This is a genomic window from Pseudomonas fluorescens, from assembly GCF_902497745.1.
In the GTDB taxonomy this organism is placed as follows: domain Bacteria; phylum Pseudomonadota; class Gammaproteobacteria; order Pseudomonadales; family Pseudomonadaceae; genus Aquipseudomonas; species Aquipseudomonas fluorescens_BM.
The window spans coordinates 57,248-78,337 of sequence record NZ_CABVHJ010000020.1 but is presented as its reverse complement, the minus strand read 5'-3'; the positions used below and the strand labels follow the sequence as shown (position 1 = coordinate 78,337).

Sequence of the window (21,090 nt, the reverse complement as noted above, 5' to 3'; positions counted from 1 at the left end):
CATGAACGCCCCCCTGCCGTCCGAACCGGGCATCCGCGTCAGCCTCGCCGAGCTGATCGAGATGCGTCACCGCGTGCGCGAGGTGCAGCTGTTTTCCACGCCGAGTCAGCGCAGCCCGCTGATTGGCCTGCATCACTCGAAATTCCGTGGTCGTGGCGTCGACTTCGATCAGGTGCGGGTCTATCAGGCCGGCGACGACGTGCGCACCATCGACTGGCGCGTAACGGCGCGCACGCAAGAGCCGCACACCAAGCTGTTCCATGAAGAACGCGAACGACCGATTTTCATCATGGTCGAGCAAAGCACACGGCTGTTTTTCGGCTCGGGGCTGATGTTCAAATCGGTGCTCGCGGCACAAGTCGCGGCACTGATCGGCTGGGCCGCGCTTGGTCACAATGACCGGGTTGGCGGACTGGTGTTCGGCGACAACGAGCATTACGAAATCAAACCTCGGCGCAGCAAGCAGAGCCTGCTGCAATTGCTCAACCGTTTGGTCAAGGTCAATCAATCGCTGCACAGCGAGCGTGAGCCGGATCGCGATGCGTTCGGCGTGGCCTTGCGCCGTGCCCGTGAAGTGTTGCGCCCGGGCAGTCTGGTGATCGTCATCTGCGACGAGCGTGCGTTGTCCGACAGCGCCGAACAACAGCTCAGCCTTTTATCACGTCATTGCGACCTGTTGATGTTGCCGATTTCCGATCCGCTGGATCACGCCCTCCCCGCTGCCGGCCTGCTTAGATTCGCCGAACGTGGCGCGCAACTCGAACTCGACACGCTGAACTTCGATCTGCGCCAAACCTATCGCGCCCAGGCCGAAGCACGCATCGCGCGCTGGGAATTGCTCGCGCAGAAGCTGCGGGTATTGCTGATGCCGCTAAGCACGCAAAGCGAAATGGTCGAGCAGATGCGCGAGTTCCTCAATCCGCAGCGTCCGGGGAAAGGTCGATGAACGGCCTCGAACAACTGCAACCGCTGATCTCGCCGCCACCGATTGCCTTTTGGCCGCCGGCGCCGGGCTGGTGGCTGCTGCTTCTGTTGTTGCCGCTGCTGGGTTTCGCCGTTTGGCGACTGCGCCGTTTCATCCCGATGAAGAAACACCCGATCGTCCGTGCCGAGCAACCGCTCGATCCTGTGCGCATCGCCGCCCTCGCCGAACTCGCACAAATGCCCAAACCCTACGACGGCGCCCCGGCCGGAGCCTGGCTGCAGCAACTCAACGGCCTGCTCAAACGTCTGTGCCGCAACCATTACCCGTACAGCCAAAGCCACACCCTTAACGGTCGAAAATGGCTGGCCTTCCTCGACAACCGTTGCCCGGCCGCTGGCCTGACGCGCTGGATGGTGCTGGTCGAAGGCGCCTACAAACCGGAGTGCAAACTCGACGACAAAGCCATCGCCGGCCTGACCCAAGCGGTCGACACGTGGATTCGCAAACATGTTTGAGTTCGCCTGGCTGTGGATCTTCGTGCTGGTGCCGCTGCCGTGGCTGATGCGCCTCGTGCTGCCAGTGGCCGACAGCGGCGAGCCAGCTTTGAAAGTGAGTTTCCTCGCTGATCTGGAAGGCCTCGCCCGCCGCCGCGCTCGCGCCAATCTGCCAGCGTGGCGGCAACAGGCGCCATTCATGTTGCTGTGGCTGTTGCTGCTGACCGCCGCCGCCCGTCCGCAATGGCTCGGCGAACCACTGCCGATCGCTGCCAGCGGACGGGATTTGCTGGTCGCGGTGGATGTGTCCGGCTCGATGGATTTCCCGGATATGCAGTGGCAGGACGAAGAAGTCAGTCGCCTGACGCTCGTGCAGCACCTGCTCGGTGACTTCCTTGAAAGTCGCGATGGCGACCGTGTCGGTCTGATCCTGTTTGGCAGTCAGGCCTATCTGCAAGCGCCGCTGACCTTTGATCGCCACACCGTGCGCGTCTGGCTTGACGAAGCGCGGATCGGCATTGCCGGCAAGAACACTGCGATCGGCGACGCCATCGGTCTGGCGCTGAAACGCCTGCGCCTGCGTCCGGCGCAAAGCCGTGTGCTGATTCTGGTCACGGACGGCGCCAACAACGGCGGCGAAATCGATCCGCTGACGGCGGCAAAACTGGCTGCCCGCGAAGGGGTAAAAATCTATCCGATCGGCATTGGCGCCAATCCCGAGGACAGCGGTTCGACTGGCCTGCTCGGCGTCAATCCAAGCCTGGACCTCGACGAGCCAGCGCTCAAAGCCATCGCCGAAGTCACCGGCGGGCAATATTTCCGCGCTCACGACGGCAAAGAGCTGCAAGCGATCAAAGACACACTCGACCAGCTCGAACCGGTAACCCAGCAACCAACCCAGGCCCGCCCCGCGCAAGCCTTGTATCACTGGCCTCTGGCGCTGGCGTTGTGGCTGAGCCTGTTGCTCGTCGCGCGCGAATTGTGGCCGGACAACCCGTTGCAACGCCTGTTTACCAAGGAGCTGTATCTGCAAAGTCCGTTGCCTGACTGGCGCGAGCGCCTCAAGCGCCTGCGTTTGCGGAGGCGCCGATGATCGCGCTCTGGCCGCACTGGCTCCGTCCGTGGTGGTTGCTGTTGCTACCGCTGCTGGGCTGGCTGATCTGGCAACTCTGGCACCGGCAGAAACGCGCCGGGCGCTGGCAGATGATTTTGCCGCCGGCGTTTCATGCCACTCTGCTCAGCGGCGGCAATGGTCGCGACAGCAAACTGCCGTGGATCGCCCTCGGCGTGGCATGGCTGCTTACCGTTCTGGCGCTACTCGGGCCGAGCTGGGAGCGCGTCGAACAGACCAGCCAGAAACCTGCCGATCCCTTGGTGGTGGTGCTGGAACTGACCCCGGAAATGCTCGCCACCGACTCGCCGCCGACGCGACTGGAACAGGCCCGGCGCAAGCTCTTCGATCTGTTGCAGGCGCGCAGCGATGCGCAGACCGCCATCGTCGTTTACGCCGGCAGCGCGCACACGCTGGTGCCGCTGTCGGATGACCTGGCGACCAGTCGCAACCTGCTCGATGCGCTCAAGCCTTCATTGATGCCGGAAAGCGGCCATCGGGCCGACCTGGCCGTGAGTAAAGCGCTGGCCCTGCTGAAACAGGGCGCGCTCGGTCAGGGACGGATTCTGCTGATTGGCTCGTCATTGAACGAAGAAGAACGCCAAGGCATTCGCCGCGCACTCAGCGGACAGTCGGCACAATTGTTGATGCTCGGCGTCGGCACTGCCGAAGGTGCGCCGATCGCTCAGGAGGACGGCAGTTTCCTCAAGGACGATCAAGGCGCGATTCGCGTACCGCAACTCGACAGTCCGGGCCTGAGTGCTTTCCTCAACAGCGTCGGCGGCGAATACCACCCTGTCCGCCTCGACGAAGCGGATCTTGGCGCGCTCGGCCTGCTCAACGGACCACGCAGCCTGCGCGACGATGGCCAGACCGTACGCCTCGATACCTGGGCCGATCAGGGTTACTGGCCGCTGTTGCCGCTGTTGTTGCTCGCCGCCTGCGCCGGGCGCCGCGGCTGGTTGTTCTGCCTGCCGTTGCTGTTTTGCTTGCCACAGCCGAGCTACGCTTTTGACTTTGAGGATTTGTGGCTGCGCCCCGACCAACAGGGCCTGCACCTGCTCAAACAGAAGCGCCCGGCCGAAGCCGCGCAGCATTTTGACGATCACCAATGGCAAGGGGTGGCGTTGTACGAAGCCGGCGACTACAGTGGCGCCGCTCAGCGTTTCGCCGAAGGCAGCGATGCCCGCGCCCACTACAATCGTGGCAACGCGCTGGCGAAAAGCGGTGAGCTGGAAGCGGCGATCGACGCCTATGAGCAGGCACTGGAACAGCAACCGGATTTGCGTCCGGCGCAGACTAACAAGACCCTGGTGGAAAATCTGCTCAAGCAGAAAAACGCCCCCCCGCCCGCCGAGCCGGACAACCAGCCAAGCGAGCAGCAAAGTCTGCCCGGCGACGAACCAGCGCCCGCGACCGCACCGCCACCGGCGGTAAAAAGTGAAACCCAGAGCGAAGCGCAACCGACCGAATCGGCCAGCGAACCGCCACCGACCACGCCGCCGCAGCCAGGTCCCAACGAAGTGCCGGGCAGCGACGAGGAAGAACAAACGGACACCGTGCCGACGCTGCGCCCGAGTGAAGACAACCTCGAAGGCGAGCAACGTCAGGCACTGGAACAATGGCTGGGCAAGATCCCGGATGATCCGGGCGAACTGCTACGACGCAAATTCTGGTACGAACAGCAACAACATCAGGATCAGGAAAACACTCGATGACCCGCTTCACCGCTCTCTTGCTGCCCCTGCTGATCTGCACGGCCACCGCCCAGGCGGCCGAGCTGACGGCCAGCGTGGATCGCAGTCGCCTGAACTCCGGCGAGACGGTCGAGCTCACCCTCGAAACCAGCGACGTCACGCAGTTCGGCAAACCCGACCTGACCGCGCTGGAAGCGTTGTTCGAAGTGCGCGGCACGCGGCAGGTCAACCAGCTCAACACCCTCAATGGCGACAACCGCGCGACCACGCGCTGGATCATCACCCTGCTGCCGAAAGAGAACGGCAGCGTAGTGATCCCGCCGCTGCAACTGGGCGACGCGCAGAGCCAGCCGATCACCGTACAAGTGGTCGAAAGCGACACCCGCGAGAACCAGAACAGCCTTGATCCGGTGTTCATCGAGGCCAGCCTCGACCAATCGAGCGTCTATGTGCAAGCGCAGGCGATCCTGACCCTGCGCATCTACCACTCGGTGTCGCTGTACGACGACAGCAGCCTGACGCCGCTGCAAATTGCCGATGCGCGCATCGAGCAACTGGGTGACACGCGCACCTACGAAAAAGACCTCAACGGTGTGCGCCATGGCGTGATCGAGATGCGCTATGCGATCTACCCGCAACACAGCGGTTTGCTGACCATCGCCCCGCAGACTTTCAGCGCGACACTGGTCGACACGCAGCCGTCTCAGGACGCCAATGCGCAGGGGCCGAAACCGGGCAAACTGATGCGCGTCAGTTCCGCCGAAATCCCCCTGACCGTGAAACCCAAACCCCTGACTTATCCGGTCGACGCACCATGGCTTCCCGCGCGCAGCCTAAGTCTCAGCGAAAGCTGGAACCCGGAACCGGAACACACTCAGGTCGGCGATTCGATGACGCGCAGCCTGACCCTGAAAGTCGAAGGCCTCGCCAGCTCGCAACTGCCAGCGCTGCCCGCCACCGACGTCAACGGCTTGCGCCGCTACCCCGACCAACCGGTGCTGGCCAACCAGAGCAGCGACCGTGGCCTGATCGGCAGCCGCGAAGAACGCGAAGCGCTGGTGCCGAGCCGCAGCGGCGCCATCGATTTACCGACGGTGGACGTGGTCTGGTGGAACACCTTCGAAGATCACCTGGAACACAGCAGCCTGCCCGCGCGCACGCTGCAAGTGGCCAACAACCCGAGCCTGCAGGTCGACACCCCGGCCGGCAATCTGCAAGTGAGCGTTGTCGATAACGACGTGTTGTGGTGGTGGAAACTCAGCACCCTGATCCTCGCCTGCACCACCCTACTCGGCTTCGGCCTGTGGTGGCGCGCACGCTGGCAACCGGCCGTGCACCGCGCCGCCCAAACCGGCCCGAGCCCACGCACCTTGATGGATGACATCAAACGGGCGAGTCAGGCCAATGACCCGCAGGCGACTCGGCAGGCACTGGATGCGTGGGCGCGGCAGCAGCCGGAGACACTGGCGGACATGGCGGCGCGGTTTGTGCCGTTGTCGGATGCGCTGGATGGGTTGAATGGTGCGCTGTACAGCGAGACGGGGCAGCACTGGCAGGGTGAGGATTTGTGGCGGGCGATCCGGACTATTCCGGCGGCGGAACGGGTTCAGGATCCGGTGGGTGATAGCGGGTTGCCGCCGCTTTATCCGAAGTAAACGCACGATCCCTCAACGAATACTTGAGGGATGTATCGGCAGGTCTGACTTGCAACAAGCTGACGCTCGCCTGCCGAAGGGCACTAAGAAACTCCCCCTTCGGACTGGATAGACAGGTATCACTCTGGGTCTGTCTTGCTGCGCTGGTTAGATAAACGACAGGTGGCCAGAGCCACCCGTTCGTTACCCGGAACGCGAAAATGCGGCCTCCCCGATCAATACTTGAATTTCGTTTTCACTTGTTCGCCTTCGCGATAAGAGAGAACAAACGCCTTCCAGGGTTCACCGCGTTTGACTGCGTTTGCCTGCAACTGATCGACCAGACGAAGAATTATCGCCCCGTTTATATCGGTTTCGGCGTTCCAGTCCTCAATTCCGTCTTTCTCGACGGCTAATTCCGTTTCTATATAGCCTTCTCCAAGTTCCACACCATATCGGAACGCGTCATAACCATGGATTATGCCGGCTTCAACCAGCTGGAAAATCTCCTCGAAAATTTTTATATCTTCAGTGATCACTAAATAACCTCCGGAATTTGGTGGGGTTGGATCCCTCAGTGATCGAACACAGAACGAACATGATCCGTCAGTCCAATTAAATCCTCGTATGCCACTGGACCAAGTAAAGGTTCATGAGTGGACAAATAGACCGCTGCCGTGATGTTTGCTTGCAAAGCACATCCACCCACCTCCCACAACCTTGACGGTGCAATCATCCAGTTAATCCCAGGTAACCCTTCGCGTGACCGGCCGACAAGCGCCCATGATAAAGCACCCTTGTAGCCTTCCACGGCGGACTTTAACTTGTCGATATCAACCTTGCTAATACACTCAAACCTGAAAGCGATGAAGGGTGGCAGTGCAGAATGATCCTCCCGCTGCATTTCATTCCCAACCCTTACTTTTGGAAAACGCTGTTGATACTTTTGCCACTCCAATACGCCAATTTCAGCAATAACAGTCAGGAGATGGCCTTCTTCATTTTCAACTGTCACAAATTAAAGACCTTTGATGCCTCGAGAAAGACCACGTTTATTTAAACGGGATCTGTCCTTTTTTTCCCAAGCTCAGTCGTTCTTCGTCTTTGAAGACTCTACTTCCATCTTCAACTTTTCCTTGAATCCGAGCACTTCCGACAGAGGCACGACCCATTCGGAAATCCTGTCGCCATCTTCGTTAACGACCTCGCGCACACCGACGTAAGTATTGACATCGTCCACATTAAACCCAGGAACAACGTCGTCAAGAAAAACGACACTATTCTGAATGTGAACACACTCTCCAACAAAATACAAAACCCAGACCATCCGGAAATTTGCGGACTCTGGATCAAGCATTGAAGTGACTAAAACTGAATGCTGTCTTCTTTCGAGACCGAGACAAAGCGATGAGTACCAGCTATTCAAGTATTCCTGCCTGCCCCAGAAAGAGATCGGAGCAAAGAAGCTTTCCTCTTCCTCACCCAGTCGTATCAATCCACGTAAAGCCTGGGTACCAAAGTGCTCGAAAGGCTCTTTTTCCAGCAATATTTCAAAGCTCATTATTTAATCCTTCACCCAATTCAAATCTTTATCGCATAAAAAGGGGACAGACCACGTTTTCGGAATATTTTCTAAACGTGGTCTGTGCCCATTTATCACAGGATCCGGTGGGTGACAGTGGGCTGCCGCCGCTTTATCCGAAGTGAAGATCAAAGGATCGCAGGCTTTGGCAACTTCTACACATATCTCTGTAGGAGCTGCCGAAGGCTGCGATTTTTTGATTCTGCTATCGATTAAACGTCACAACTGAAACCTCATCAGTCTCCAGCCCCCCAAATAATCGATAGCTATCCAATTCCCCGCGATGAGCCGTCAGCTGTTCATTCAACGCCTACCGCTGAACACTTTCCTCTTTAACGTATGAAGAGAAAACTCCACCGCCCTCATCTAAATGTAATCGACCACATTTCGAGCAGCGATATACAGTAGAAGCTCCATCATTTATCGCGTCATAAAATCCTTCCTCGGAGAGTCCACGAGTTGAAAGGATGCCACCTATAGCGTCTATCGTAGTCTCTGGAACCAGAGAATACTCGGATTCAGAAGTACCTTGGGACAGGTTAATCACATGACCGCAGATACAAGCGAATTTCGACATGACTATTTACCTCCTTGAGGTCGGTTAAAGCGAACAACAGAGCCATCGGCTTTCTGGAAAAATATCGTCTTGATGTTCTGAGCGTTCGACTTACCCCACATACGACCCGCTATCGAAGACATATCCGCTGCGGAAATATCTGCCTGAACAATCACACCACTGGCCTGACTCGCTTTCTTTTCGATATTTTTCAGGATGTTTGAAGGATTAAGATTTTGTGGGGTATACACGTCAATCGGGCCTAGTCCTTCAATCATCAAATCAGCAGTACGTTGCCCCTGAATTCCTTGGGATGACGCGGTTGCGAGGAACGTAACATCATAACCCAGACGAGACAGATCTTCCCCGGCCCGAACCTCGTTTGCGTCAGGTATAGCACCTGACTCTGTCGTTATCGTTCCAGGCGTGCTGTACATATTGCCTGGCGATGGGCCTGGATTTACGGCTGGGGACGTAGTGCTCCACCCTTCCCCGTTTTCAATTGTGCTTCCCCCTGTGCTGCTTGGCGAGGAAGGCTCAATGGTATATCCGCCGGCGCTGACAGGATGAAGAACGTCAGTATCGACCACAGGATTGATCAACGTCCCGAATTTGGGATCCAGCATGTGTATCGGGAATGCCGTGCCCAGTATGGTTTCCCACAACTCTGAGGCCAACTTAACACGCTCTTGTAGTTGCAACCCTGCATCTTTAGTGGCTTCCATCAACGCATTCACCGCCTCGCGCATCGCCTCCTGGTTCTGCGGCGAAGCTGCAACTGTCAACAGCGCGCCGGCAAGCACGGCCAATGCACCTCCGGCTGCCACGACAGGTAGAAAGTGCGATTGCCCGGTTGCGGGTGTTTGCAGGCGCTTGAAGGCATACAGCAGGCTCAACGCCAAGTCGGGATTGGTCTCTGCAATTTGGTTGATACGGTCAATCATGGCTTGTGCCTCGGGAGACGAGGCGCCGTTCATCATGCTCGCGATCACTATCTTGATCGTTTCCTTTCGAGTGGATTCATTACGCATGCGCTTGAGAATCACCCGAGTAGCGGCTCGATTGGCCAGAACGAGATTCGCGCTATTGAATCCATTGCCAACCACGAAAGCGTTTGTGGCGAAGACCAGATCTACCAGTTTGTTCAACGACTCGAGGCTGTTCTCACCGTACTTCTCTGCATTTTCCACCCACTGATTGAATGTCTTTTCGGGATTCATGACAGCGCTGATCGAGGAGCTGCTCACGTAAAGATCAGTTCGGTGCTCGTCATCACGAGTCACCTCATAGGCTTTACCGACATCACGATTGAGCCCTGCGGTCGAATCCTGGCCAGTCTGCTTATCGTGGCGAACGACAATTTCACCCGTGCCTACCGTCGCATTGAGGGTTTGTTCACGATCCTTGTCGTATTTATAACCCTCTACCGCCCAACTGCTTTTACCATCGCCTTCCATCCCCTTGTTGGGTTTGTCGGCTTGGGAACCACCGCCACTACCGTAACTACCGCTGACGTTGAGGTAGTAACCGTGCTCGTTATCCTTACCGGTGATATTGCGATAGCCGAGGGTGTCGGTGTCGAGTTTCAAATTGCCGTTGTCAGCGGTAATCACCGAGCCATCAAGTTGAGTATGTTTTTCGGTTCGGATATCAACGTTGCTTTTGCCACTGATGGTGGTCTGGTTTTCGACCCAATTGGTTTTCCCGGTTGTCTGCCCATAACCGAGCGAACCACTGACAGTCGCGCCGATACTCACCGCCACGGTAAGGCTAGCGTCAAGTTCCTTGCCTTCGACCTTACCGGTATTGGGCACCGAGGTCACAGTAAGGTTACGACCGACATCCCCTGTAACTTCATCCCCTCGTAAAGTGGCACCGGCGATGTTGGTATCACGGCCGCTCTCAAAATTCAGGCCTTTGCCTGCATATAGATAGGCTTCTTGCTGCTCAACCCCTTGACGTTTGAGATCCCCCAAACCGACGTTGACGGAGCCGTAAAAGCCGAAGCCGTCCTGCCCGGCGATCACCCCGCCCTCAGCGCCCCAGCTACGACGACTATGGTCACTGCTGTAGGCATTCTGCGTGGACAAGATGTTCAGATCGTTGGCCGCCTTGAGATTTATATCGCGCTCGGCAATTGCCCTTGTGCCAATCAGCGTCAGATCGTTTTTGGCATCCAGGTTGATACTGCCACCGGCATTGAGTTGTGTCGGCGTGGAATTACCCTGAGTGGAATCCTCTTCGCTCGCGGCGTTGCTGATTCCAACACCAAGCTTGAAGCCCCCCGTTGTGCCACCCTTGAGGCCACCTTTGCTTTGAGTCTGATTGCCTTCGCTACCGTCAGCACCATGAGCAACGTCAAGCGTGATATCGCGACCGGAAATGTTGATGTTACGTCCAGCGTCAAACTTGCTGCCGTGAACCACGACGTTGTTACCCGCGTCGAGCGTGATGTCATTGGCTGCCGACAGTGTCGAAGGACGATTGGTAACCGATGTTTGCGTTCGGGTCTGGCTGATGCTCGACGCCCCGGCATGGCCATCGAACGTCGCCCCGGCGAAAAACTGGCCCAGGGTATCGACCGACTTCAATACACTCGAGCCTTTGCTGACGCCATCCTGTCCTTTACCGGTGCCTTGGAGGGTGTCGAGTGTATTGCCAATGTTGTAGGCGACCGTGGTCGTAGTACCGTTGCGTTTAATGCTGTCCCACGTGGTGATCGCTTCGGCCTGCTCTGCCGCATTAATGTTGATGTCACGCTCGGCATTAATCTTCAGATCGATGCCCGACTGCATGTCCGACCCTTGCAGATTGACGTCACGACCGGCGTTGACGTTAAGGTTCTGCCCGGCAGAAATCGAACTGCCCGCAGCGGTGTGCCCGCTGCTATTGACTCCGTTCTTGATGGTTTCATTGCCGACAAAAGTGCTGAACGCGTTGCTATCAATGGTTTGTTTGATGCCATAGCTTTTGTTGGTTTCCCAACTGTTATCGCGGTGTTCATCGGTGCTTGCAACCACGTTTACATCGCGGCCGGCATCGAGATTCGCATCGTGATTGGCATTGATGCCGCTGCCGATGATGTTGATGTCCCGAGTCGCTTTCAGTATTGCATCGTGACCGGCATTGATTTCGCTGCCGACACTCGTGGAACTCACGACTTCACGTCCGCCCTTGTGCGAAGCATTCGCCGTGATATCGGCGCCAGCACCGGGGGTGCCCGCAAACAGGCCAACGGTGTCCTTCAGAGACAGACCCAGCTTTTTCTTGAACTCTTCAGCGCGGCTGTAGGCTTCGTTGTCGGCGGAGGAAAGATTGATGTCACCCGTCTTATCCAGGAGTCCGGCGTGCAACTCTGCATTATTGTCGGCGTTGATGACGCTGGCATTGAGATTGATATCGCGGCCGCCGATGATAACGGCGTCGTGACCGGCATTGAGCTCGCTGCCGACCTGAGTAACGGCTGTTTGCAAATGGCTGCTGCCACTTTTCGACAGACCGAACAGACCGGTCTTGGTCTTCTTGCTGTAGGACCCGGACTCTTCTGTGGCGGAAAGAACGGCCACGTCCTTTGTCGCGCCCACAACCAGGTCATTACCTGCATTCAATTGACTGCCAATAATGGTGACGTTGCGCCCGCCATCAAGACTGACGCTGCCGTCTCCGTCCTTGGACGAATTGACGGTGAGATCGCGTCCGGCGTCGATCACCGAAGCAACGTTTTCGCTCTCATAACTTTCCGCCTGAGTGGTTTTGCTCCGGCCGAACGAGCCCTTTTTCTTCTTGTAGTAATAAGAAGAACTTTCGTCTTTGGCCGAGGCAACGGTGATGTCCTGAGCCGCATCGAGGCTGACATCTTCCGTAGCCTTGATCCGACTGGCGATGATGCCCAGGTCGTTACCCGCGTTCAGCGCGATATCGCGACCGGCGTTCAATACCGACGACTGTTGCGTGATGCTGTGAGTTTCGTTCGCGCGCTTCTTGCTGCGCGAGACGTAGTCACTCTCGTCGGCGGCCGAAGTAATCACAATGTCATGGCCTGAATCGACGCTGAGATCGCGCTTGGCATCCAGTCGACTGGCCACAATCGCCACGTCACGATCTGCAGTGATCGTCAGATCCCGCCCGGACGTCACTTCAGCGCCGTGCTGCGTAATCGTCTGATTGAGGTAACTGCCGCCCCGTGCATCGGTACTGCGATTCTGCACCGAGGTGATGTTCACATCGCGATCAGCATCGAGCGTCATGTCCCGGCCGCTTTGCAGCACGCCGCCGATGTTGTTGATGTCTTTGCCGGACTTGATTGTCAGGTCGTTGGCTGCCTCGATCCGCGCAGCGTTATCGAGATAGTCGCGGTGGCTTGTATTACCGAACCGGCCGTAATCGACACTGGTCACATCACGCTGGTTGATCACGCTGCCGTTGGTGGCCGTCAGGCTGACGTCCTTGCCGGAGATGATGCCGCCGGACTTGTTGATGATGTCGTTGCCGGCCTTGAGCGTCAGGCGTTCGCCGGCTTCGATCAGTCCGGTGTTGGTGAGGTTGTTACCGGCTTCGGCCGACAGGTTGTTCGAGGCTCGCAGCGTGCCGGCGTTATCGAGGTTGCCGCCGGCGATAAGAGTGACGTCGCCGCCCTGAATCAACGCTCCGTTCGGCGCCAGTCGGTTATTCGCCTGGGCCAGATACAGCACCGGCACCAGCACTTTTTCACCATTCACTTCGTGCTCTTCAAGCCAGACGATGTCGTGGGTCAGTGCCGCCACTTGTTGCGCGGTCAGGGTGACGCCCACCGACAGGTTGAGCTGATCCTTGCTCGCGATGGCATTGTTCATCAGGTACTTGAACATGCCTTCGTCAGAGGTCTGGCCATCGATGAAGCGTTGGCCGGTGCGGGCCACCACGGCCTGCTGCACCATGCGCTGCTCGAACAGGCCATCGCCCAGACGCTTGGCGCTGGTGTCGGGGTCGTAGCCGAGCTTGCCCAACAGATAGTCCGAGCTCATGAACTGCTTGAGGTTGGTCAGTACCGGGTTGGTTTCAATCAGGTATTTGTGCGGGTTGGAGCGCACGCTGGTGTCGGGCAAACCTTGTACGCGCGGCACATCGAAGGTGCCGTTGCCACGCGCAGGCACCAGCACGCCGACCGGACCGTCAGCCGCAGTTGCACCCACGTTGAACTGAGCCGTTCTGTCGTTGAGATTCAGCGACGCAGCATCACTCAACGCCAGGTCGCGCTTTTTCATCGAGACCGGATCGTTCTTGTCGATCTGGAAATCGGTGGCATGTCTGACCGGCATTCCGGTGGTATGTCCAGAGGATGCAGCGGTGATCGAGCCGATTGCCCAGTCTTTGATCGGCGAGATCGCTTGTTCGCTGCCATCCTTGCGGCTGAGGCGGAACAGACCGTTATCGCCCGTTGGCAGGGTGAAGCCCGGCAAGGCCAGTGGGTTGACCTGTTGTTGGGCCAGGTCCGGAGGAAGCTGGGCGTTGATGCGAATGACCGGAATAGTCGCTCCGGCATTTACGCCGGTCTGCGGAGCATTCTTACCAACCGGGGCGAAGCTGGTGTAGGCCTGCAAAGTACCGTTTTTGATGGTCGTTTTAGCATTGACCTCCACTGCCTGACCGGCCTGGATGATCGCGGAGGCTCCGCCATTGCTTGTGTAGGTGATACCGCCACCGGGTACTAGCGTATATCCCAGCAGTTTCGCCGGAACTGGAACGTCCGGGCCTTGGCCGAAGAAAGGGTTGAGTGTTGTTTTTGTCTGATTGCCACGGGGAATGGTGCCTAGCCCGCAACCCTGCCAATCCTGCCCGCCGCACGAATAGAACGAATACTCATGCTCGTACTTGGAGTTTTTTTTCGCATAAGCCGTGACCAGACCGGTGACGTCATCAAATAGCAAATCGAAATCACGGTTTCTGGTTTCGTAGACTAGGGTCTTGGTATAGCTTCCGGATTCCAGCCCTGTGTTATCAAACGTGTCGACGTCGAGCTTGATATTTTTCCCCGCTGAGAACAGCGAAGCGAAGTTGGAAAAATTGCCGACGGTGGCGTTTACATTGCCGCCGACGGAGACAACAGCCTGCTCGCCACTGATGGTCGACTCTGACTCGTATTGTTCCTCGACGAAGAAATTCATCCACTTGCATTCGCCGCCGATGCACTGGTAGGTGATATCACCGGAAACAAGCTTGTCCTGCCCCAGGACACCTTCGGTCTTGTTACTGAAATTGCTGGCTGACAACGAAAAGTCACCGTCCACATTGATCGTGGCAGCCCGGTTGTTGACGGTGTTCGCTCGACCGCCGTCCATGCCGGTGATCGTCAGATTGCCAAGGCTGTACACATTGCCGTTCTGGTTGGTGAAGTCATTGAGCAGCAGATTCATGTTGCCGCCGCTGAAGAGCAGACCGCGCTCGTTCACCAGACTTGCAGTCCTGATCTTCAGGTTCTGCGCAGCACCCAACGTACCGGTATTGCTCACGCCACCTGCGTTGATCGTCATCGTATTGTTGGACGTCAGTCGTCCGCCGGCATTGTTCAGCAACCCGCCAATGGTGAACGTGCCCTGCCCGCCACTGCCAATGCTCGAAGCACTGGTCAGGCCCAGTTGCGCAGCATTGAAGGTCATATCGCCCAGACTGCTGACACGACCATTCCCGCCGTAACTGCCGCCCAGTTGAATGTCCATGCTGCCGTCACTGGCAATCAAGCCTTCGTTGCTCCAGTTACCACCACGTCCCACCAGTTGATTCGAAGCGAGCAACTGCCCGCTCGCAGTCTGCACAAAATTGCCGACATTCACCGTCAACCGCCCGGCCTGAATCACGCTGCTGTTGGTCCAGCTGTCCGCGTTCAGCGTCAGGCCGCCACGGGTCACCAGCGAGCCGCCGGCGTTCATCACGTTGGCGGTGGAGATGCCGAACTCGCCCAGACCGACATGCGTCACCGAGCCGCCGGCATTGAGGAAGCTCGGCGCGACCAATGTGAAATCGGTGTTGGCGGTTTCCACCAGACCGTTGCGGTTGTCGAACAGGCTGCCGATCTGGAAATCGGTTTTGCCGCTGGTGCCGAGTGCGCGCAGTTTGCCGCCCTGGTTGTCGAGATTGGCGGCGCGAATCGCCAGTGTGCCGGCGCTTTCGATCAGGCCGCTGCGGTTGCTCAGGTTGCCGTCGGCACCCAGCTCAATGCTGCTGCCGCTGATCTGGCCGTTGTCGTTGCTCATCAGGCCGGCGATGGTTTTCACCACGCCTTTGGCATAGATCCCGCCGCCGCTGTTATCGAGGGTATTGCCGCCGGCGTTGAGCAGGATGTTGCCGGTGTTGGCGGCGATTCGCCCACCGTCGTTGTAGATACCGCCGAGCGCTTGCAGGTCGAGGCGGCTGCCTTCGATCTTGCCGCCCTGGCCGTTGCGCAGCACGCCGCTCAGGCGCGTTTGCAGCTGACCTTTGAGGCTTGAGAGCACCCCGCCACGGCTGTCGAGGCTGGCAGCGTTGAGGGTCAGGTCGCCGTTCTGGGCGATGATCTTGCCGCCCTGGTTGTCGATCGCGCCGTTGCCGGTGTTCACACTCAGCGCGGTCATGCTTTGCACCGCGCCTTTGGAGTTGTTCAGTGCGGCGGCGGTGATGGACACGCCGGCATCGCGGCTGGACAGCAGGCCGTCGGCGTCGTTGCGCAACGTGCCGCCGGCGGTGAGGTCCAGTTGGCCGTTGGCCGAGACGGTGCCGCGCTGGCTGTTGTTCAGATCGCCGCTGGTGAGCAGGCTCAGCAGGGTCTGGCTGATCAACTGGCCGCCCTGGTTGTCGACGCTGGCGGCGCGTTTGATCAGCAGCGCGGCGCCGCTACCGAGTGCGCCATTGACGTTGGTCAGGGCGCCGAGCAAATCGAGAGTGACGCTGTCGTCACCGACCAGACTGCCCTTCGTATTGTTCAGCGGTCCGCCGGTGAAGGTCAGGGCTTTTTTCGCCATGACGTTGCCGGAGGTGTTGTTCAGGCTGGCCGCGCGGATATCGAGGGTGTCGCCGCTTTTGATCAGGCCACCCGAAGCGTTGCTGATCGCGCCGCCGGCCATGGTCAGGGTTTGTTTGCCGTCACTGCTGAGCGTGCCGGCGGTGTTGTCGAGACTGGCGGCCTTGATGGTTACTTCGCCGAGGCCGCCGATGCCGCCCTTGCTGTGGTTGAGCAAGGCGCCGCTGAGGTCGATGTTGACGTTGCCGAGCTGGCTGGAGATCGCGCCTTCCTGGCTGTTGTCGAGGGTGCCGCCGTTGAGGCTCACGCCTTTCCAGCCGGAGAGCAGGCCGTTCTGGTTGTTCAGATCGGCCGCTTTCACGGTCAGTTGATCGTTGCTGATCAGGTTGCCGCCACGGTTATCGAGGCGGTTGCCGGTGAGGCTGAAGCTGTTGACGCTGGAGATTTCGCCTTGCTGGTTATTCAGGTCACGCAGGGGGGCGATGCTCAGCACGCCTTTGCTGTTGATCACGCCGTTCTGGTTATTCAGGTCGCGCAGATGGGCAATGCTCAACCCACCTTTGCTGCTGATCACACCGTCCTGGTTATTCAGATCCTGCGCGGTGGCGCCCAGATCCATATTCAGCCCGGAAACGCCGACCAGCGTGCCGCCCTGATTGTTCAGGCCGGTGCTGTTGAGGGTCAGTTGTTGCGCGGCGCGGATGCTGCCCTTGTTGGTGTTTTTCAGCAGACCATCGACAGTGACCTCGATGTCGCTGTCACTGAGCAACACACCGCCGTCGCTGTTGTCCAGACTTTCCGCGCGAACCTGCAATGCCGCAGCGGCAATCGTGCCTTTGATCGAGGTCAGTGCCTTGGCGAGGGTCAGCGTGAGTTTCTGGTTGCTCAGCAATTGACCGCCGCTGTTGTCCAGCGACTTGGCGATCAGTTCAAAAGCCTTGTCGCTGGAAATCTCGCCGCCACGGTTGTTCACGTCGGTGAGGTTTTTCAGTAGTAACTGGTCCGGCGCGTTAATCACGCCGCCCTGGTTATTCAGCGCGCCGCCGTTCAGATCGACACTGACGGTGCCGCCGCTGAACAGTTTGCCGCCCTGCTGATCGAGGCCTTGAACATTGGCGTTAAGCGAGTTGCCGGCGCCGAGGCTGCCACCGGTATTGGTCACCTGAGCGGCACTGATTTCGACGTGGTCGTCAGCGTAAATGCTCGCTTGGCTATTGTTGAGTGCACCGGTGCTGATGTTCAGTTTGGTCTTGCTGCTGATCGCACCGTTTTGCTGGTTGTCGAGTGTGCTGCTGTTGAGCGTGAAATCGCTGTTGGTCAGCAGTTTGCCGCCCTGGTTGCTGACGGCGCCGCGCGTGTTGACGGTAAGCGCTTTGGCGCTGGAGACCGTGCCGCCATTGTTATTGAGACTTTGCGCGGTGATCGCCAAAGCGCCTTCGTTGACGAGGCTGCCCTGTGCGTTGTTCAGATCCCCAGAGAGATTGATCGTGAGGTCTTTCTGGCTGGTCAGGCGACCACTGTTTTCCAGTGTCTTGCCGCTCAGCGTCAGCCCGGTGTCGCCGGACAACAGGCCTTTGTTGCGGTTGATGACGTCATTGACCGTCAGCGCCAGATTGCCGCCGGCGAGCATGTAACCGCTGTCGCTGTTATCGAGCCACGCACCGATCAGGCTGACATCGCTCTTGCTCGACAGCTCGCCGCTGCGGTTGTCGACACGCTCGACGTTGAGTTTCAGCGCTTGGGTCGAACCGATCAGACCTTCCTGACGGTTATCCAGACTCGCGGCCGTAATCGTCAGGCCGTTGTCGGCGATAACCACGCCGTTGTGGTTATCGAACATGCCAGTTACGTTGAAATCGACATCGCCCCGCACACGGATATCACCGCTGCTGTTGTTCAAACTGTCGCTGCGACTGTCGAGGCTGGCGGAAGCGATTACACCTTTGACGTTGCTCAGCGCACGGTCGATGACCAGGGTGAGTTTTTCATTGCTGAGCAGTTTGCCGCCGTCGTTGTTCAGGCTTTGTGCGTTGACACTCCAGGCCTTGGCCGCAGAGATTTCGCCGGCGCTGTTGTTGACGTCCTTGAGGTTTTTCAGCAGCAACTGGCCCGGCGTATGGATGTTGCCGCGCTGGTTGTCGAGCAGACCGTTGTTCATGTCCAGGGTCAGATCGCCGTTGCTGAACAGTTCGCCGCCGTCCTGCTCCAGCGAAGTCACCGAGACTTCGAGTTTCTGCTGACTGCCGAGGCTGCCACCGGAGTTGTCCAGGTGCGCGGCGGTCAATAATAGTGAGCCATCGGTGGCGATACTGCCGCCCTGTCGGTTCTTCAACTCACCGGTAGTCAGGGTCGAATCAGCCTTGGCGCTGATGATGCCGTTGTCGCTGTTATCCAGACTGCCACTTTTAAAGGTCAGGCCTTTCTGCGAAACGATCAGGCCGCCCTGACTCAGCACGGATCCGGCGGCGGTCAGCGCCATCGCTTCAAGGCTCGACAGTTTGCCCAGCCGGTTGTCGAGGCTGCCGGCGCTGAGGGTCATCTGCCCTTCGCTGCTGATCAGGCCTTGCTGGTTGTCCATGGTCTCGCCAAAGGTCAGCCCGAGCGTGTTCTGGCTGACGATGCGCCCGCCGACGTTGCTCAGACCGATGCCGCTGAGGGTGCTCGCGCCCTTGCTGAAAATCAGGCCGTTGCTGGCATTGATGATCTGCGCGACTTTCAACGCCAGAGTGGTGTCGGACAGCACCTTGCCGCCGTCGCTGTTGTCCAGCCGTACGCCGTTGATGTGCAAATCCAGTTGGCTGGAAAGTGTGCTGGCGCGGTTGTCGATCTGCTCGACATTGACAGTCAGGCGCTTGAGCGAACCGACGAGGCTGTCCTGATGGCTGTTGAGGGTTTTGCCGGTCAGCAGCAGATTGCCTTCGGCGACCAGTTCACCGTGCTCTTGATTGAGGGTGTCGATGTTGGCGTCGATATCGCCCTTGGTGGAAATCCGTCCACCGTCGTTGGTCACGGCTTTGGCTTTGAGGCTCAACAGACCGGTTGCGGTGAGCAGGCCGCCATTGCTGTTATCCAGCGTGTTGCCGTCGAAGCTCAGCGCGGTCTTGCTTTCGAGGCGGCCCTTGTCGCGGTTGTCCAGGTCGTCGATCAGCAGTTTGGCGGCCTGATCGGCGCGAATCGTCCCGCCACGGTTGTCGGTGTTGGCGCTGCTGACGGTCAGGGTATCGAGGCTGGAAATCTTGCCCGCGCGGTTATCCAGGCGCGTGGCTTGCACGTCCATGGCGCCGTTGGCCTGGATCAGGCCCTTGCTCTGATTGTTCAGTTGCTCGCTGATCCGCGTGGTCAGCGTGCCTTCGCTGGTCAACTGGCCTTGCTGGCTGTTGTCGAGTTGCTGGGCTTTTACCAGCAAGGTCTGTTTGGCGCCGATCCTGCCGGTGCGGTTGTTGATCGCGTCGAGGGCGCTGATGTCGAGCAAACGGCCGGCGCTCATCAGGCCGGCAACGTTATCCAGCGAGGTGACGTTGAGAACCGCGTCGGTCTGGCTGCTGAGTTCGCCGTTGCTGTTGATCAACTGGCCGATGTTGGCGGTGAGGGCGGCGTTGCTGTTGATCACACCCTGACTGTTGAGCACCTGCGTGGCATTGAGGTTCAGGGTGCTGTTGCTCTGCACTTTGCCGGCGTTGCGGTTGTCGAGTGTGCCGGCAGTAATGGCCGCGGTTTGCCCGCTGAGCGTACCGCCCTGGTTGTTCAAGGTTTGCGCGGTGTTGACCGTCAGACTGCGGCTGGCGGTGAGGCTTTTGCCGGTGTTGTCGAGGTTCTGCGCGGCGATACTCAGATCGCCATTGGCATTGCGGTTGCCGTCGGCGTTGACGCCGGCTTCGATGGCACCGGCGTTGGTCAGTTGGCCGCTGGCGCTGAGGTTAATGCTGTCGCGGGCCGCGAGGGTCTGGCGGTTGGTCAGGTTGCCCTGGGTTTGCACGTTGGCGCTGGTGCCGGCGTAAACCGGACCGCGCGCCTCAAGGCTGGCGGCCTTGACGTTGACGGCGCCAGTGGCCGAGGTGTCAGCCAGACTTAACTGGCCGTTGGCGTCGAGCTGGATATCGCCGCCACTGGCAATCAGTTTGCCGTCGAGTTTCACCCCGACCCCGGCCTCGGTGCCGACCAGTTTGATCGCCCCGGCGTACATGCCGCCCAGCGCCGAGGAGTCGATGGCCAGTTGCGGTTTGGCGCTACCGTCATCGGCGCGGGCCGTGGCATTCAGGGTTTGTGCGTTGACGTCGTTGCGGCCGGCGACAATCGTCAGGTTCTGCGCCTGAATCTCGGCGTTGATCTTTGCGCTGCGGGTGATGATTTCGAAGCTGTCAACGTTGGTGGCGTTAAGCCCCGCACCTTCGATGGCCACCGAACCCTGATCCACCTGAAAGCGATCCAGCCGACCGTTGTCGAGTACCGGTTTACCGGTGGTCAACGTCACTCGTGGCGAGTTGATAAAGCCACAGCCGTTACAGGTAATGCCATAAGGGTTGGCAACGATCACCCGCGCCGACTGCCCCGCCACTTCCGTGTAGCCGCGCAACTGGCTCGGATTACCGCTGATGACTTCGTTGAGAATCGCCTGCGCCGAACCGCTGTTCTTCAGGTTCGGGTTGTCGATGATATGCCCGCCCAGCTGGGTGAGATTGTTCTGCGTCGAGCCGTTGTTGAGGATCAACCCCTGCGCACCGACGTTGTAGTCGTGGAACTGGTTGTGCGACAGACCACTGGCATTGGGCGTAGCGATGTTGATGATCGGCACGCCGTTGCCGGCGCGATCCAGCGAGGTATTGGGGTTGGCCACCACGATGCCGTCGGCCTGCGCCCACATCGGTTGCCAGAACATGACGTTCGCCAGCAAAAACGCCAGGCCGCGCTTGGGCATGCCGAGGAAAGACTCGCGGGTTTTCACGGCAGCGGCAGGCTGACGAGCGAGAAACGCGTACTGGCGAACGTCCATGTTGAAGATCTCTTTACAACGGGCAGTAATAGTTGGATTGACGGCAGGCGCACTACCGGCTGATGGCACCCACATGGATGCGATCAGAGCAAATGACGGGAATAGGGAGATGACGTAATGACGAAGTCG

At 58.7% G+C, this 21,090-nt stretch carries 9 protein-coding genes; 5 read left to right on the top strand and 4 right to left on the bottom strand.

Annotated elements, in window-relative coordinates; translation table 11 throughout:
- The first annotated feature begins 1 nt into the window (after position 1).
- The 5 genes from F8N44_RS25200 to F8N44_RS25180 are packed head-to-tail and all read left to right on the top strand — an operon-like array spanning position 2 to position 5,882.
- Positions 2-946, top strand: coding sequence for a DUF58 domain-containing protein (locus F8N44_RS25200; RefSeq protein ID WP_150652195.1), 945 nt, complete (start codon positions 2-4; stop codon positions 944-946).
- Complete coding sequence (locus F8N44_RS25195) at positions 943-1,440, top strand: DUF4381 domain-containing protein (RefSeq protein WP_150652194.1); 498 nt, start codon at positions 943-945, stop codon at positions 1,438-1,440. The genes F8N44_RS25200 and F8N44_RS25195 overlap by 4 nt, the downstream gene beginning before the upstream one ends.
- Entirely contained in the window at positions 1,433-2,512 is a 1,080-nt protein-coding gene (locus F8N44_RS25190) for a vWA domain-containing protein (RefSeq protein WP_150652193.1), read from the top strand. The genes F8N44_RS25195 and F8N44_RS25190 overlap by 8 nt, the downstream gene beginning before the upstream one ends.
- Positions 2,509-4,248: a vWA domain-containing protein gene (locus F8N44_RS25185; RefSeq protein WP_150652192.1), complete on the top strand. Its 1,740-nt coding sequence runs from the start codon at positions 2,509-2,511 to the stop codon at positions 4,246-4,248. The genes F8N44_RS25190 and F8N44_RS25185 overlap by 4 nt, the downstream gene beginning before the upstream one ends.
- Positions 4,245-5,882 carry a BatD family protein gene (locus tag F8N44_RS25180; RefSeq protein ID WP_150652191.1) on the top strand — a complete coding sequence of 546 codons (1,638 nt, stop codon included), beginning with the start codon at positions 4,245-4,247 and terminating at the stop codon, positions 5,880-5,882. The genes F8N44_RS25185 and F8N44_RS25180 overlap by 4 nt, the downstream gene beginning before the upstream one ends.
- A 215-nt stretch (positions 5,883-6,097) precedes the next feature.
- Here the strand turns inward: F8N44_RS25180 and F8N44_RS25175 are convergent, their stop codons facing one another.
- From F8N44_RS25175 to F8N44_RS25155, 4 genes are all read right to left on the bottom strand, one after another.
- Positions 6,098-6,400 carry a hypothetical protein gene (locus F8N44_RS25175; RefSeq protein WP_150652190.1) on the bottom strand — a complete coding sequence of 101 codons (303 nt, stop codon included), beginning with the start codon at positions 6,398-6,400 and terminating at the stop codon, positions 6,098-6,100.
- 35 nt (positions 6,401-6,435) lie between these two features.
- A complete protein-coding gene (locus F8N44_RS25170) occupies positions 6,436-6,876 on the bottom strand; it encodes a hypothetical protein (RefSeq protein ID WP_150652189.1) in 441 nt (146 codons plus the stop codon).
- A 72-nt stretch (positions 6,877-6,948) separates the two neighbouring features.
- Complete coding sequence (locus F8N44_RS25165; RefSeq protein WP_150652188.1) at positions 6,949-7,422, bottom strand: hypothetical protein; 474 nt, start codon at positions 7,420-7,422, stop codon at positions 6,949-6,951.
- 600 nt (positions 7,423-8,022) lie between these two features.
- Positions 8,023-20,961 (bottom strand): hemagglutinin repeat-containing protein, encoded by a 12,939-nt coding sequence (locus F8N44_RS25155; RefSeq protein ID WP_150652187.1) that lies wholly within the window; start codon positions 20,959-20,961, stop codon positions 8,023-8,025.
- Between the last annotated feature and the right edge of the window lie 129 nt (positions 20,962-21,090).

Excerpts from the sequence above, each read along its gene's own strand:
- F8N44_RS25200 (WP_150652195.1), top strand. The coding sequence starts at position 2 with ATGAACGCCCCCCTGCCGTCCGAACCGGGCATCCGCGTCAGCCTCGCC.
- F8N44_RS25180 (WP_150652191.1), top strand. The coding sequence starts at position 4,245 with ATGACCCGCTTCACCGCTCTCTTGCTGCCCCTGCTGATCTGCACGGCC.
- F8N44_RS25155 (WP_150652187.1), bottom strand. The coding sequence starts at position 20,961 with ATGGACGTTCGCCAGTACGCGTTTCTCGCTCGTCAGCCTGCCGCTGCC.
- F8N44_RS25165 (WP_150652188.1), bottom strand. The coding sequence starts at position 7,422 with ATGAGCTTTGAAATATTGCTGGAAAAAGAGCCTTTCGAGCACTTTGGT.
- F8N44_RS25190 (WP_150652193.1), top strand. The coding sequence starts at position 1,433 with ATGTTTGAGTTCGCCTGGCTGTGGATCTTCGTGCTGGTGCCGCTGCCG.
- F8N44_RS25185 (WP_150652192.1), top strand. The coding sequence starts at position 2,509 with ATGATCGCGCTCTGGCCGCACTGGCTCCGTCCGTGGTGGTTGCTGTTG.
- F8N44_RS25195 (WP_150652194.1), top strand. The coding sequence starts at position 943 with ATGAACGGCCTCGAACAACTGCAACCGCTGATCTCGCCGCCACCGATT.